We start from the raw sequence: 13,813 nt of genomic DNA, 5'->3' as shown, positions 1-13,813 counted from the left end.
GTACGCTAACATAGACATCGGGCCACCGCGATGGCGTGGGACACTGTAGTATACAAGTTCCATAATCTATCTTATGCGATACAGGTATGTAGTGGGGGTGGGTTCAAGGATGAAGTGCGACTTGCAATAGATAACAACGGTTTATCCTTGCAAGGAACGAGACATGAAACGCACCTACTCCCAGATCGATATGGATGAACGCCGCAAGATTGCCCGCTGGCGCACGGCTGGGATCAGCGTTGACGTGATCGCCGAGAAACTGCACCGACATCGCTCGACCATTTTCCGTGAGCTGCGCCGCAATAGGTTCGAGGATCGTGAGATGCCGGACCTCAACGGTTACTACTGCGTGATGGCCAATGACATGGCGCGCGAACGGCGTGCCAAGCTGCGCAAACTTTCCCGGTTCTCGCATCTGCGCCAATCGGTGATCGAGCGCATCATGCATGGCTGGTCGCCGCAACAGATCGCTGGCCGACTGCAGCTTGAGCGCCATCCGATCTCTGTCAGCCATGAGACGATCTACAAGTTCGCCTATTCCTCGGACGGCCACGCAATCAAGCTGTGGCGACATCTTCCGGAGCACCGCGCCAGGCGTCGGCCACGGCACGCCAGACGCCGCCATGGTCGGCGGTTCACCCCCGACGTCAACATTCTCTACCGGCCCGACGCAGTTGCCGAGCGCAAGCAGTTCGGGCACTGGGAGTGCGATCTCATCCAGTTTCGCAAGAAGTTCGGCAAGGCCAACGTGACGTCACTGGTCGAGCGGGTCAGTCGCTTTGCCATTTTCCTGCGCAACAACGACCGACAATCCAGACCGGTGATGGACGGCCTGATCCAGGTGCTGCAATCCCTGCCCCACCTCGCTCGTCGTTCGATCACCTTCGACCGTGGTACTGAGTTCACCGACTGGCCCTACCTGCAGGCAAGCATCGGAGCGCAGACCTGGTTCTGCGATCCACAATCTCCCTGGCAGAAAGGCACCGTCGAAAACACCAACAGACGGGCGAGGAAATGGCTTTCGAGAGAGGTCAATCCACTGTCTCTCAGCGACCGCGATCTCACCGACATCTGCAATCATCTGAACGCAACGCCGCGCAAATGCCTCGGCTACAAAACACCAGCGGAAGTCTTCCGCCAGAAACTCCTCGCGCAAGTCCGGCGCACCGGTTAGCTTCTCAAAGCCCGCAGGTCGCGGTTCGCCATGAACTCACATGGCTATTTAGTAATGCGACAGTTGGGCCAGTTAGAGATGCGACAGTCTCGCCTCTCGACGCGCTGGTCAATGTCAACGTTGGGAGCAAGGATGACGACCTCCAGTCTGGTCGAGACCATGAGCGGTCGGAGTCGTCATGTCCTTTATGATCACCATGTCGCACAAAGAGTTACATCGCCTCGAAGTTATTCAGAAGATCCGTGATCAACGCCTGAGCGTCGTCCAGGCCGCCGAGCTGCTTGGGCTCAGCCGAAGTCAGATGCACAGGCTGCTGCAGGCCTATGACCATTCCGGTGCGACCGGCCTGGTTTCGAAGAAGCGATCGAGACCAAGCAATCGGCGCCACAGCGCGGAGTTTCGCAATGCGGCGCTGGATCTCATCCGCGAACGCTATCTGGATTTCGGTCCGACGCTGGCTCGCGAGAAGCTGATCGAACTGCATCATATTTCGGTCGCCAAGGAGACGCTGCGTCAAAGGATGACAGAGGCCGGCATCTGGATGTCGCGACGCGAGCGCAAGAAGCGAGTTTTCCAGCCGCGCGGCCGGCGCGATTGTTTCGGGGAACTGGTTCAGATCGATGGATCGCATCACTGGTGGTTTGAGAACCGCGGTCCTAAATGCGCCCTGCTCGTCTACATCGACGATGCGACCGGCAAGCTGCTGCATCTGCGGTTCGCCGGATCAGAGAACACGTTCGACTATCTGCATGCGACGAAGGCGTATCTGCAGCAATGGGGTAAACCTCTAGCCTTCTACAGCGACAAGCATGGTGTCTTTCGTTCGACCCATGTGTCGGAGAAAGACCGGACGAGCGGCCTGACGCAGTTTGGTCGTGCGCTTTATGAGCTGAACATCGACATTATCTGCGCCAAAACTCCGCAGGCAAAAGGCCGCGTAGAACGCGCCAATCAGACGCTGCAAGATCGCCTCGTAAAGGAATTGCGGCTTCGTGGCATCGATTCGATCGAGGCGGCCAACGCCTATGCATTAGAATTCATTGCGGATTTCAATTCCCGTTTTGGCAAACCGCCACGCAATCCGAAGGACATGCACCGGCCGCTTGCCGCGCATGAGGACCTCGATGGCGCCATGCGCCGGAAGGAAGTCCGCACGCTGTCGCAGTCGCTGACGCTGCGTTACGACAAGGTCTTGTTCATTCTCGATCCGACGGAGCGGGCCAAAGGGCTGGCGGGAAAGAAGGTCGTTGTCTGCGACTACCCGGATGGCCGCCTCGAGATCATGCACGAGAGCTTCACCCTCCCCTACAGAACCTTCGACAAGTTGCGATCGGTGCATCGAGCCGAGGTCGTTGAGAACAAGCGTTTGGACGACGTGCTGTCGATCGTCGCCGAGCTGCAGGCCGGGCGGGAACAGCAGCGTAGCAAGAGCGGCCCTCGCCGCACTGGCCAGACGGATCATATGTTCGGTATTCCCGATGGCAGCCAGGGCAATGGTTATCAGAAGCGTGGCCGCAAGCCTGGCCGGCGGACGGACTTCATGAATGATCCAGAGGTCATCGCAAAAAGGCAGAAGGCGCTGGCACGAATGGAGGCGGCAGAATAAATGGGGCACTCATAATCTCAAAGCTAAAGCCGAAGTGCTGCTCCTCACCCGCCCCCGCTCCTCCTTGCAACCCGGCCCAGCCGGCGGATCGGCGGCTAATCCGAAGCGCAAGTGGCGCGTTTCTAACTGGCTGACAACGTCGCGCATCTAACCAGCTTTGACAAGGTCTGTAGCCGCAAAGTTGAAGTGTCCTGTTTCTGCAAAGTTGGAATGTCACACCCCCCGGGTTTGATGACGGTGGAGATTGCGGATGGGACTGATAGCGATGAGCGAGCGTGATCTGCAGCGGATCGAGATTCTATCGAAAGTGATCGCCGGCCGCATGACGATGGTGTCGGCGGCGCATCTGCTTGATCTGAGCACGCGCCAGGTGCGTCGTCTGTTGGATCGGATACGCTGCAGGATCGGCTGGTCAAGGAATTACGGCTGGCGGATATCGGCGATATGGAGACGGGCAACGCGTTTTTGCCGGGCTTCCTGGAGGATTCAATTTCTTCGACAACGGCCGTAACCTCGCGAAGGAACGGCAGATTTCTCGACATCCGGTGAAGGTCGTCCTGCGCCGACGACAGTCTTCGTCCGCGTCGAAGTACTCCTGACCGACGAACTGGAAGACCCGCGCGGCGGCGAGGCCGTTCCGGTAGGCGACGTGCCGGAGGTCGTCGAGGATTCGGTCGGCGGCCGCCCGGTCGAAGCGAGTTCGCCCGCGCGTCCGGTACAGGGCTGTCTTCACCCGTTCGAAATGGAGGGTGTCGCTCAGTCCCTTCCAGCCGCTGACCTTCGGCTGTTCGGCGGTCGTCATGGATCCGATAGTCACGACTGGAGGGATCTCGTCCGTTTGGGACTGTCCGGCCTCATCGATGATGGACGCAGGGCGAGGCCTGCCCGCTGACGGGGCTTAGAGAAGCGTATGGCCTGCGGCGGCGAGCAGTTCGTCGGCGCGGGCCTTGTCTGAGGTCTTGATCAGCAGGTTGTCGGTATCGAAGGTCGACACGGCGAAGATGCCGATATTGTTTTCCGACAGCGGCCGGATGACCGAGAGCAGTATGCCCGTCTCGTTGAAGGCAAACGGCCCCTGGAATTTGTAGCACGACCAGCCGCCGTCATGCTTGATGTCGGCCGGCACGCGTTCTGCGCGGCAGACGATCGACAGTTCTTCGTCGCTGCGGCCGATGCTTACAAAACCTTCCCCATCTGCCCAGGCGGGAATGGCCGCGTCAGGCGCGAGCCGGGCAATGGCATAGGAGCCTTCGAGTTCCCTGATCGTGATGCGTGGTGCCATGCTCGTCTCCCTCATCTATCCGGAGGTTACCAGATAAAACGAAGGCGACAAGGCTGACGCCCCATCAACGACAGCATCAGCCCGAAGGCCGCGGCGATAAGCACGGAAACCACCCGGCCCCTTTTCTCTCCATTATCCGTGAAGCCGCTGTCTGATCTTCCGGCGCGTCTTCGGCGTCGGCAGGTCCGTTTTTTTGTCAGCTCGCAGGCCGTCGGCGATCTCCTGACCGGTTAGATGCCCGCGCCCGATCAGCTCGAGCCACAGGCCTTCGAGCGAGGTCCGATGGGATTCGATGATGTTCCTCGCGCGAGCGAGCTGCAGCCACCCTGCCACCGACTCTGGGATGTCCGCCGGGGCGTCCTATGCCGACCAACCGATCGCGCCCCTTAACCCATTAGAGAACGGTATCGGCGCAATGCCACCGATCGTTATGAGCGTCTTCCGAGACGCTTGAGACACACCATGAAACACCACGCAGTGCTGAGTATTGTTCTGGAGTGGTAGCGATTTTGGCGCGCCAGACGAGATTCGAACCTACTGTCTGGTTCGAATGTAAACTCATGTCTGCTTTACTGGCCCGCTCCCGAGACGAACCTTCGCCCTCGCGGCAACGGCCGCCTCCCACCCCACCCAGTCCTTCGACGCTCATTTCGGCTGTTCTGCGGCCCATGTGCCTGAACCAGCGGGACGCGCCATAAGGCGACCTTCATGGCGCTCTCTCAAAGCTGCCCTTCGCGCAACGGCTCGGGTCGGACCTATAGCTGACCTTTGGCGAGCGGTTTGGAGACGTTGTCATTGCCAGCCGCCTACGCCTCGTCCGCGATCCATTCGAGCGAGGCGCCATGCGGGTCGGTCCAAGCGACAGGGGAGCCGTTCACAGATAGGAGGAAGCGGCCTGGCGGCCGGCTTTTTCCGGCGCACGTGGCAATGCGCGGGAATACGCGAGGGAACTCGTTCGATATCCAATACGGAGAGACGCATCACCTGCTCAGCGAAAGCCTCTCTGTCTGCGGGGTCGGAAACATAGTCGAGGACGGCTGTGTGAAAGACGACGAGGGTGGCATCCTTTGGAGCTTCGCTGCAGAGCCGCACTAAGTCGCTCCCGCGCAGGTCGCCCTTCAGCACTCAGGGCTTGACCGTGGCAGCGATCTTTACGGCCGCCCGCAGATTGGCGAGCCGCGCCGTCTGCTCTGGCCAGACCAGCGTCTCAAGCCATGCGACTTGCGAGGGGTTCGAAGCATCGATCGGGCTAAGGTCCAGTCCTGCCCGCCAGACTACCTGCGGTGCGGCCGGAGGCATCGGCGTTGTCTCCCTGGCGGAACATCGGAAGACAGGCGGCTCCGCGGGTGCGCGGATCGCCTTACGCCCGTAATCGTAGCGGTAGAGGTCGGGCATGAGGCAGAGGCCTGCGGAAGTCGCGACCTCCAGGAGGGCCAGCGGCTTCGGCAAGCGCGCCAATACGGGGAGTAATGTGGCGCACCTTCCCGGCTCGTTGGTTTGCGTCGAGCGCTTGAGCATTAGCGAGCGGATAGCGTCGGGATTAGCCTGAAGCGCCTGGCGAAACTCGTTCCATCCTGTCGGCGTGCCGAACAGGTGACGCACCGCGGCGAGCAGAAGGTTCGGTTGCCGCTTCACGTCCGGGAGGGTCGACAGGAAGCCGAGTGTTTCCCGGTCCCCAGTGACCGCACGAGCCAACTCCTCGTATAGCGGCGACCGACCGTGAGCCTCCGTATCGGCGAAGCGAATATATCGGGCTGAGATTTCGGCCAATCCCTCCTCGCCCATATCCGCTGATCTCCAATCCCGACGACCGTCGAACAACCGGATCAGCGATGGTGTTCGGGATTACGCCGTGACGCTGGTTGGCGAACGCTATGCAGACTTCGGGCCGACATTGGCGGCCGAGAAGCTTGCCGAGCGCGATGGATTGCGGATGTCGCGCGAGACGTTGCGCAGCTGGATGGTGGATGCGGGCCTTTGGCTGTCGCGCAAGGAGCGGCGGACGTTTCATCAGCCGCGCTTGCGGCGCGAAGCCTATGGCGAGCTGGTACAGATCGATGGCTTGGTGCCCCCTCACCCGCCCCGATCTAATTCTTGCAACGGGCAAGGTCACGACACGCATGGCCCCCCATCAATTGACCTAGTCCTGATTGGCAACCACTGGCAAACTGCCTTCGTTCGAAAGACGAGTTTCGGTCTGCCGGGCGGCCGAGACAATGCGGCGCTTTGCGCGGATCGCGTGCCATTGTTGGTCGATCAGGACGCCGATGAGGATCACGCCACCCATGACAGCGAAATTCAACGACGAAGGGATACCAAGGAGATTGACGAGATTCTGCAACTCCTGGAGCAGGACCGTGCCCAGCACCACGCCGACGATCGATCCCTCGCCGCCGCGGAGCGAAAAACCGCCAAGTACGGCAGCGGCAATCGCGTAGAGTTCGTAGAACTGACCATGGCTCGCCGGCGAGATCGAGCGCGTGTACATGGCGAAATAAATCGCCGAAAGCGCCGTCAGCAGCCCGCAGATGACATAGGCCGACATGACCATGCGGCCGGTACGGATACCGGAATAGCGGGCCGCCTCCTCGTTCTTCCCGATTGCGTAAAGATAACGCCCGAAGACAGAGCGATGCAGCATGATCCACATGACCACGGTAATGATGACGAGCGCGATGAAGGTGTTGGGAACACCGTAAAACCGTCCGGCGGTCAGGAATTCGAGGTCGGGGAAATTCTGGCCGAAGGCAAAACCCGCTGTTCCGTCGGCCGTATAGAAGCGCGCTGCCCCACGATAAATCAGGAGGCCGCAGAGGGTGACGACGAAGGGCTGGAGGTTGAGTCGGGTGATCAGCCAGCCGTGGACGGCGCCTATGACCGCGCCGAGCGCGAGAATGAGCGGCAGCGCCAGCATCCAGGACATATCCTGGACCGCGATGAAATCGACGAAGAGCACGCCGAGAAGCGCGACGAGCGAGCCCACGGAAAGCTCGATACCGCCTGTGATAATGACAAAGGCCTGGCCGATCGACAGGATGCCGAATAGGCCGATCAGGTTGGCGGTGTTGGCCAGATTGATCGGCAGCAGGAAGCGCGGATTGATGATGGCGACGACGATGCCGACGACGACGATCAAAAGCAGCAGTCCGAGATCTTTTTTGATCATTCGAGATCCATCCCCCGATACTTATTTATATTGGCCGCAGCCGCTATTTTACCCTTTTGCCGACGGCAAGCAAAAGGACGCTTTCCTGGCTGATTTCGTCCTCTTCCAATATGCCGGCGATCTGGCCCTCGTGCATGACGGCGATGCGGTCAGAAACGCCAATCACCTCTTCCATGTCGCTGGAGATCATCAGGATCGCCACTCCGGCATCGGCAAGCGCTCGCATCAGGCCGTAGATCTCGTTCTTCGCGCCGATATCGATGCCGCGTGTCGGCTCGTCGAAGATCATCACCTTCGGGCTCATCGACAACCATTTGGCAAGCACCACCTTCTGCTGGTTGCCGCCAGACAGAGTGCCGGTTCGCGTCGAAACGGAGGGCGCCTTGATACCGAGGCGAACGCGCTGCTTTTCGGCCGCCGTCCTCTCCCGCTCGGCAGAAAGCATGAAGCGGCTGGAGAGCTTGGGGAGATCGGCAAGAGTTATGTTCTGGGCAATCGGGAAATCAAGAAGAATGCCGTTGCGCTTGCGATCCTCCGGGACCAGGAAAATGCCACGAGCGACGGCGTCCCGGGCAGACTTGGTCGTAATTTGCCGCCCGTCCTGCAGAATGGCTCCGCCGTAGCTCCGGTCGATGCCAAAGAGTACTTTTGCAAGCTCGGTGCGGCCCGACCCAACGAGCCCTGCAAGCCCCATGATTTCTCCATACCGGATTTCCAGATCAACGGGACGGGCGGGATAGGCCTCGGTGCGCACGCCGCTTGCCTTCAGCGCAACCGAGCCGGGCGAGCGCTGCGGTTTTGCGGTCCGGGCCGCAAGCACCCGGCCGATCATCAGCTTGACCATCTGGTCGTGGCCGATGTCTTTCTTGGCGAGCGTGCCCACAAGCGTGCCGTCGCGCAGGACTACGACCCGGTCTGCGACGCGCTCAACCTCGTGGAGGCGATGCGAAATGAAAATTACACTGATGCCATCGGCTTTCAGCGATTTGATAATGCTTAGGAGCCGCTCGGTTTCGGCCAGCGGCAGGCTGGACGTGGGTTCGTCGAAGATGACGAGCCTGGCGTTGATGGACAGGGCCTTGGCGATTTCCACCATCTGCTGCTCGGCAAGGGAAAGCGATGCCACAGGTGTGTCTGCGGAAAAATGAGCCCCTACCCGCTTCAAGAGCGGCGTCACCATGTCTCTCAGCCGATTGCGATCGACGAGCTTGAAAGGTCCGGCCTTCAGCGGTTCGCGGCCCAGGAAGATATTGGCAGCAACGTCAAGATTCTCAAAGAGATTGAGTTCTTGGTGCACGAAGGCGATGCCGGATGCGATGCTCGTTTCCACAGTGAGGAAACGAAGCTCTGCGCCGTCGAGCAGAATCGTGCCTCGGTCGGGTGCGATCACGCCGCCGAGAATCTTCATCAAGGTCGATTTTCCAGCTCCGTTCTCGCCGACGAGGCCGATGACCTCGCCCGGTATGATGTCGATCGACAGGCCCTCAAGCGCAACGACGCCCGGATAGGTCTTGCCAACACCGGATAGCGAAAGGAACGGCGTTGCAAGCGCGTCCGGTAACGGGATGTCGGAGCTGTGGTTCATCGCCTGTCCATAGCTGCTAATGCTGTCGGCATGAGACGCCCTTCGCGGCAGCGGCGAGTGCCGCCGCCGCGACGGAGAGTTATTTTCCAGCCATGGCCTTTAGGCTGGCGGCATATTTGTCAACGTCATCCTTACCGACGATCACCGTCGGGATGATGATCAAGCCGTTGCTGGGAACGCCTGATTTGTCGCCCTTGAGATAGGCCGCCATCAGCTTCATGCCCTGATAGGCCCATTCGAACGGCTGTTGCACGACGGTCGCTGCGACCGTGCCTTCCTTGACGCCGCCGAGCGTGATCGGATCGTCATCAAAGCCGACGACGGTGATCTGGCCGAGTTTGCCGGCGTCGCGCAGCGCCTCATAGATGCGCGGCGTATTGTAGGAGTAGAAACCGACCATGCAGGTGACGTCGGGGCTGGCCACCAGCGCGTCCTCGACGTTCTTCTTTGCACGCGTCTGGTCGATATCGTCGCCGCGTACATCTGTCAGCTCGATCTTCGTGCCCTTCAGGCCGTCCTTCATGCCCTGGATGCGTTCTTTGGCATTGTCGGCGCCGAGCAGGCCAACGAAGCCGATGCATTTGCCGCCGTCCGGCATTGCTTTCTTGGCGATTTCGGCCGCCTGCATGCCGGCGTCGATGTTAGACGAGCCGATATAGGCAACGCGGTTGGTCTGCGGCGCGTCACTATCGGTCGTGAAGAGAGCAGTCTGCGAGCCGATCTTGTTCAAGCCGTCCGTCTGGGTCTTGGGATCGACTGCGGAAACCATGATCCCCTTGACGCCGGCACTGACCAAGTCTTCCATAAGCCGTTGCTGCACGGCGACCGATGCCTGCTCTGGGTACTTCAGCTCCATCTGGTAGTCTGGCATCTCGCCCTGCGCCTTCTTCACGCCCGCCTCTGCGGCTTTCCAGAAGTCGGATGCGCCGTTGACGACAAATGCGAGTGTCGGTTTGTCGGCAGCATGCGATACGGCAATCGGCGCCGCGCTCAGCATCAACCCGGCGAAGAACAAGGCTGTATTGCGTTTCAGCTGTTTCATAATACACCTCCCGAGGGGCCGCAGTTGCACGGGCCCGTTTCCGATTTACGGCCGGCCGGATGCGCGCCCCCTCCTAGGGCCGTCGCAAAGCGACGAGTGGCATAGGTTCCGATCGCTCCCTGACGGTATACAAGAAATTTAATTAGTAAATAGTATTATCAATGCAGACCAAAACATTTCATCGTGCAATGGCTACGATGGCGATTTTGTACTGACACTTGCCAATAACTGATAGTGTTGCAACAATTCCTGCAATTGCCAGCGCTTTCAGATAGATGATAATATTAATTACCAAAACCGACGATGAATCACCCTGACCCATTATCAAGCAGAGACAGTTTCCACGAATGCGAAAACCCAAGACCCCAAATAAGCCTGTGCGCGTGACGATGATGGACATCGCCGCGGCGGCTGGCTGCTCGCAGGCGGCCGTCTCCTTCGTCCTCAACGACACACCCGGCACCCGCATCTCACAGCAGACGCGCGATCGTGTATTGGAGGCGGCGCGCGCGCTCGGTTACATGGAGAAGACCTATACGACGAAGACCTCCTATTCGGGACTGGACAACGTCATCGGTTTCGCCGTCGATCAACTCGCCACCAGCCCGGAAGCGATCGTTGCGATCGAAGGCGCGCGGCAAGCCTCCTGGAACGCCGGCAATGTCCTTCTGGTAACCCAGACGCTCAGTGACCCTGTCATGGAGCCGAAAGCAATCGAGGCGTTGACGAACGGAGGCATATCGGCGCTCATATACATGACGATCTATACCCGCCAGGTGGAGCTTCCATCCTATGTCAGCAAGCTCAACATCCCGACGGTCCTGCTGAACTGTTATACGGCGGACCATGCCTTTCCCGCCGTGGTGCCGAGCGAGATCGCGGGAGGGCAGAGCTCCACCCGGCATCTGATCACGCACGGACACCATCGTATCGCGACGATCACCGGCGAAATCTGGATGCAGGCGGCGCAGGACCGGCTGACGGGATATCGCCGCGCGTTGGCGACCGCCGATATACCCTTCGATCCGGAATTGGTCATTGAAGGCGACTGGTCGGCCGGTGCCGGCTATGCCGCCACGATGAAACTGCTTGCTCTGAAAGAGCCGCCCACCGCGATCTTCTGCCAGAACGACCGCACTGCCATCGGGTGCTACGAGGCGCTCAAGGATGCAGGGCTTCGCATTCCCCAGGACATGTCGGTGGTGGGATATGACGACGAAGAAATTTCACGACATCTCGTTCCCCCGCTGACGACTTCGGTCCTTCCACATCTTGCCATGGGGCAATGGGCGATCGAACATCTCAACCCGGAAAGTACACCCGGCAAGCGCTATCCCATTGCGAAGCTCGAATGCTCGCTCGTCAAGCGCCATTCTGTCGCCACGCCGCGGGCCGAGGCGCGGCAGATCCTCGATGGCGCACATACGTCTTCATAGAACTTGGGTTCGCGCCGGGACCGACGCCGGCGGCTAGCTCGGAAACCCTGATCGGGGCGCACTGGAAGACGTGGTCGAAATCGCTTAGTGGCGATCGTGCGGGCAGAGTTTGCCTTGTCGATAGGTTGCGAACGGGTTGCCCCCTGCCCTTGCCTCGTCACTGGCTACCCAACCGGTCTCAAATATTCTCAACCACAGATACAATCTACGCAGAGGCAACGTTGACGACGTGTAGATTTGGAGCTAGCTCTATCGGCCATGAAAATCGCAATGGTTCTCGTAGTGGTGATATCGCGCATGGGCAGGACGATCTGATCGTCCGGCAATAGCCACCCATGCGCCGAAAACAGGTCCCTGACGGGGCCTTTTTTTATGCCTCGTCGCACCCATCACCTCACTCACGACGGAACCCAGATATGACCGGCGAGACAGCCAACTTTTCCCTCAACAACCCCTCTGATCGTCGCATGAACGGCGGCGAGATCGTTCTGCAAGCGCTGCGCGACAACGGTGTCGAACACATTTTCGGTTACCCCGGCGCAGCGGTGCTGCCGATCTATGACGAAATCTTCCAACAGGAGGACATCAAACATTTCCTGGTGCGCCATGAGCAAGGCGCCGGACACGCAGCCGAAGGCTATGCCCGCTCGACCGGAAGAGTTGGCGTCATGTTGGTGACATCAGGACCAGGCGTTACAAATGCGGTTACGGCGCTGCAGGATGCCCTTATGGACTCCGTTCCGCTCGTCTGCCTCGCCGGCCAGGTGCCGACAAGTCTGATCGGCACGGACGCTTTTCAGGAATGCGATACGGTCGGCATCACCCGCCCCTGCACAAAGCACAATTTCCTCGTCAAACACGTCGACGATCTGGCCAAGACGATCCATCTGGCTTTCCGGATCGCGGCAGCCGGTCGGCCCGGCCCTGTTCTCGTCGACATGCCGAAGGACGTGCTCTTCGCCAGCGGGACCTACGTCTCACCTGACAAGGTAGCTCTGCTGCCGAGCTACCAGCCGGCAATGCAAGGCGATCAAAACGCGATCCGAGCGGCGGTCGCATTGATGGCCGAAGCCCGGCGCCCCATCATCTATACCGGCGGCGGCATCATCAATTCGGGACCTGAGGCGTCGAGATTGTTGCGCGAGTTCGTCGACCTCACCGGCTTTCCCGTATCGTCCACCATTATGGGGCTTGGAGCCTACCCCGCCACCGGGCCGAACTGGCTGCGGATCGCCGGACAGGACGGATCGCATGAAGCCAATATGGCCATCGGCGAGTGCGATCTGATGGTCGCCATCGGCGCGCGATTTGACGATCTTGCGATCTCGCGCGTCCATGAGTTTTCGCCTCACTCGAAGAAAATCCAGATCGATATCGATGCCTCGTCGATCAACAAACGCGTTCCCGTCGATATCGGCATTCAAGGCGACGCCGCGCATGTGCTGGCGGATATGATCCATGCCTGGCGGTCGCTCTCCACTATGCCCGACCAAAAGCGGTTGCGAGCGTGGTGGATGGAGATCGATCACTGGCGAACCCACCATTCGTTTTCCTACCAGCGGCTGGACCATGCAATCATGCCGCAACATGCCCTGGAGCGCCTGCATGCGCTGACAAAGCTGCACGACCCGATCATCGCCACGGAGATCGGTCAGCAGATGTGGGTGGCGCAGTTCTTCGGTTTCGACAGGCCCAATCGCTGGATTACCTCTGGTGGATTGGGGACGATGGGTTTCGGTCTTCCTGCTGCGCTGGGGGCGCAGCTCGCAAATCCCGGCCGCCTTGTCATCGACATTGCCGGCGACGCGTCGGTGCAAACGACGATGAAAGAGCTGTCGACAGCGATACAGCATCAAGCGCCGATCAAGATTTTCATCTTGAGCAACGAGTATCCGGGGATGGCGCATGACTGGGAAGAAATATCGGATGGTGGCGGTCAATCGCATTCTTATTCGGCTTCGCTGCCCGATTTTGCCAAGCTCGCTGAAGCCTATGGCGCTGTCGGCCTTCGTTGCGAGAGCCCGAGCGAACTCGACGCCAGGATCGAGGAGATGATCGACGCGGACAGGCCGGTGCTCGTTCACTGCCGGGTCGCGAGGCTCGCCGAAACCGATCAGCAGTAACGGCCGATGATCGAACACGCCAAAAGCAAGCCGTGCGGTCCCGTGAACCGCAATTCCCGTCTACGCTAGCTGAGGACCTCATGGTCGAGACTGGCGTCTCGATCATGTATTTATGCCGTAAGTGTCAGCGACGTTTGTTGCGGCGGATTACGTCTTCAGCGGAAACGACGACAAACTCGCTGTCGTCGGCACGCATTGCGGGTGCAAGCTCCTTTTGCAGGCCATCCCATGCCTCGTCGCGCGTTTGCAAATCGCGTCGAATCAGGGCGCGAATGTACTCGCTTGCATTCTCATAGAGGCCGTCGTCACCGATCTGCTGCTGAATGTGATCTTGCAGCACGCCGCTGACCTTCACATGAATGCTGCCCGATGCCATGGGCCTACCCTTTCGTTCTTCCT

At 59.7% G+C, this 13,813-nt stretch carries 11 protein-coding genes and 2 pseudogenes; 6 read left to right on the top strand and 7 right to left on the bottom strand.

Going from position 1 to position 13,813, the window contains the following annotated elements:
• Positions 1–163: 163 nt before the first annotated feature.
• The 3 genes and pseudogenes from RlegSU303_RS11010 to RlegSU303_RS11000 all read left to right on the top strand — a co-directional run.
• Positions 164–1,174, top strand: a complete 1,011-nt coding sequence (locus tag RlegSU303_RS11010; RefSeq protein ID WP_131710434.1) for an IS30 family transposase — start codon at positions 164–166, stop codon at positions 1,172–1,174.
• A 178-nt stretch (positions 1,175–1,352) separates the two neighbouring features.
• A complete protein-coding gene (locus tag RlegSU303_RS11005) occupies positions 1,353–2,780 on the top strand; it encodes an ISNCY family transposase (RefSeq protein WP_168280260.1) in 1,428 nt (475 codons plus the stop codon).
• A gap of 250 nt (positions 2,781–3,030) precedes the next feature.
• A pseudogene (locus tag RlegSU303_RS11000) lies at positions 3,031–3,177 on the top strand (ISNCY family transposase); the annotation flags it as partial.
• Positions 3,178–3,192: 15 nt separating this feature from the next.
• On the opposite strand, the gene RlegSU303_RS10995 reads toward RlegSU303_RS11000, so the two are convergent.
• The 3 genes from RlegSU303_RS10995 to RlegSU303_RS10985 all read right to left on the bottom strand — a co-directional run bounded on the left by RlegSU303_RS10995 (position 3,193) and on the right by RlegSU303_RS10985 (position 5,832).
• Positions 3,193–3,582, bottom strand: a complete 390-nt coding sequence (locus RlegSU303_RS10995) for a hypothetical protein (protein ID WP_168280245.1) — start codon at positions 3,580–3,582, stop codon at positions 3,193–3,195.
• A gap of 96 nt (positions 3,583–3,678) precedes the next feature.
• Positions 3,679–4,062 (bottom strand): ACT domain-containing protein, encoded by a 384-nt coding sequence (locus RlegSU303_RS10990; RefSeq protein ID WP_130773408.1) that lies wholly within the window; start codon positions 4,060–4,062, stop codon positions 3,679–3,681.
• A gap of 1,125 nt (positions 4,063–5,187) precedes the next feature.
• Positions 5,188–5,832 carry a DUF2332 domain-containing protein gene (locus tag RlegSU303_RS10985; protein WP_231283808.1) on the bottom strand — a complete coding sequence of 215 codons (645 nt, stop codon included), beginning with the start codon at positions 5,830–5,832 and terminating at the stop codon, positions 5,188–5,190.
• Between the two features lie 37 nt (positions 5,833–5,869).
• Here RlegSU303_RS10985 and RlegSU303_RS10980 point away from each other — a divergent pair.
• Positions 5,870–6,253 (top strand): annotated as a pseudogene (locus RlegSU303_RS10980) (ISNCY family transposase); the annotation flags it as partial.
• Here the strand turns inward: RlegSU303_RS10980 and RlegSU303_RS10975 are convergent.
• The 3 genes from RlegSU303_RS10975 to RlegSU303_RS10965 form a co-directional block, all read right to left on the bottom strand.
• Positions 6,203–7,228: an ABC transporter permease gene (locus tag RlegSU303_RS10975; protein WP_131629910.1), complete on the bottom strand. Its 1,026-nt coding sequence runs from the start codon at positions 7,226–7,228 to the stop codon at positions 6,203–6,205. The pseudogene RlegSU303_RS10980 and the gene RlegSU303_RS10975 sit on opposite strands and share 51 nt — an antisense overlap.
• Before the next feature lie 43 nt (positions 7,229–7,271).
• Positions 7,272–8,813, bottom strand: coding sequence for a sugar ABC transporter ATP-binding protein (locus RlegSU303_RS10970; RefSeq protein WP_168280259.1), 1,542 nt, complete (start codon positions 8,811–8,813; stop codon positions 7,272–7,274).
• Between the two features lie 79 nt (positions 8,814–8,892).
• Positions 8,893–9,855 (bottom strand): sugar-binding protein, encoded by a 963-nt coding sequence (locus tag RlegSU303_RS10965; RefSeq protein ID WP_168280258.1) that lies wholly within the window; start codon positions 9,853–9,855, stop codon positions 8,893–8,895.
• A 347-nt stretch (positions 9,856–10,202) separates the two neighbouring features.
• Between RlegSU303_RS10965 and RlegSU303_RS10960 the strand changes: the two genes are divergently transcribed.
• The gene (locus RlegSU303_RS10960) at positions 10,203–11,291 is read left to right on the top strand and encodes a LacI family DNA-binding transcriptional regulator (protein ID WP_168280257.1); all 1,089 of its coding nucleotides are present in this window, start codon (positions 10,203–10,205) and stop codon (positions 11,289–11,291) included.
• Positions 11,292–11,707: 416 nt separating this feature from the next.
• Complete coding sequence (gene ilvB, locus RlegSU303_RS10955) at positions 11,708–13,414, top strand: biosynthetic-type acetolactate synthase large subunit (RefSeq protein ID WP_131629907.1); 1,707 nt, start codon at positions 11,708–11,710, stop codon at positions 13,412–13,414.
• 124 nt (positions 13,415–13,538) lie between these two features.
• Here the strand turns inward: ilvB and RlegSU303_RS10950 are convergent, their stop codons facing one another.
• Positions 13,539–13,790, bottom strand: coding sequence for a ribbon-helix-helix domain-containing protein (locus tag RlegSU303_RS10950; protein ID WP_027665810.1), 252 nt, complete (start codon positions 13,788–13,790; stop codon positions 13,539–13,541).
• Between the last annotated feature and the right edge of the window lie 23 nt (positions 13,791–13,813).

Origin of the sequence: Rhizobium sp. SU303 (assembly GCF_021052345.1) — a bacterium.
Taxonomy (GTDB): Bacteria; Pseudomonadota; Alphaproteobacteria; order Rhizobiales; family Rhizobiaceae; genus Rhizobium; species Rhizobium laguerreae.
The sequence above is the reverse complement of the archived record's forward strand: the minus strand, read 5'-3'. Positions and strand labels throughout refer to the sequence as shown.

Coding starts and splice junctions, on each gene's coding strand:
- RlegSU303_RS10975 (WP_131629910.1), bottom strand. CDS start 7,228: ATGATCAAAAAAGATCTCGGACTGCTGCTTTTGATCGTCGTCGTCGGC.
- RlegSU303_RS10965 (WP_168280258.1), bottom strand. CDS start 9,855: ATGAAACAGCTGAAACGCAATACAGCCTTGTTCTTCGCCGGGTTGATG.
- ilvB (WP_131629907.1), top strand. CDS start 11,708: ATGACCGGCGAGACAGCCAACTTTTCCCTCAACAACCCCTCTGATCGT.
- RlegSU303_RS10950 (WP_027665810.1), bottom strand. CDS start 13,790: ATGGCATCGGGCAGCATTCATGTGAAGGTCAGCGGCGTGCTGCAAGAT.
- RlegSU303_RS11005 (WP_168280260.1), top strand. CDS start 1,353: ATGTCCTTTATGATCACCATGTCGCACAAAGAGTTACATCGCCTCGAA.
- RlegSU303_RS10970 (WP_168280259.1), bottom strand. CDS start 8,813: ATGAACCACAGCTCCGACATCCCGTTACCGGACGCGCTTGCAACGCCG.
- RlegSU303_RS10990 (WP_130773408.1), bottom strand. CDS start 4,062: ATGGCACCACGCATCACGATCAGGGAACTCGAAGGCTCCTATGCCATT.
- RlegSU303_RS10960 (WP_168280257.1), top strand. CDS start 10,203: ATGCGAAAACCCAAGACCCCAAATAAGCCTGTGCGCGTGACGATGATG.
- RlegSU303_RS10995 (WP_168280245.1), bottom strand. CDS start 3,582: ATGACGACCGCCGAACAGCCGAAGGTCAGCGGCTGGAAGGGACTGAGC.
- RlegSU303_RS11010 (WP_131710434.1), top strand. CDS start 164: ATGAAACGCACCTACTCCCAGATCGATATGGATGAACGCCGCAAGATT.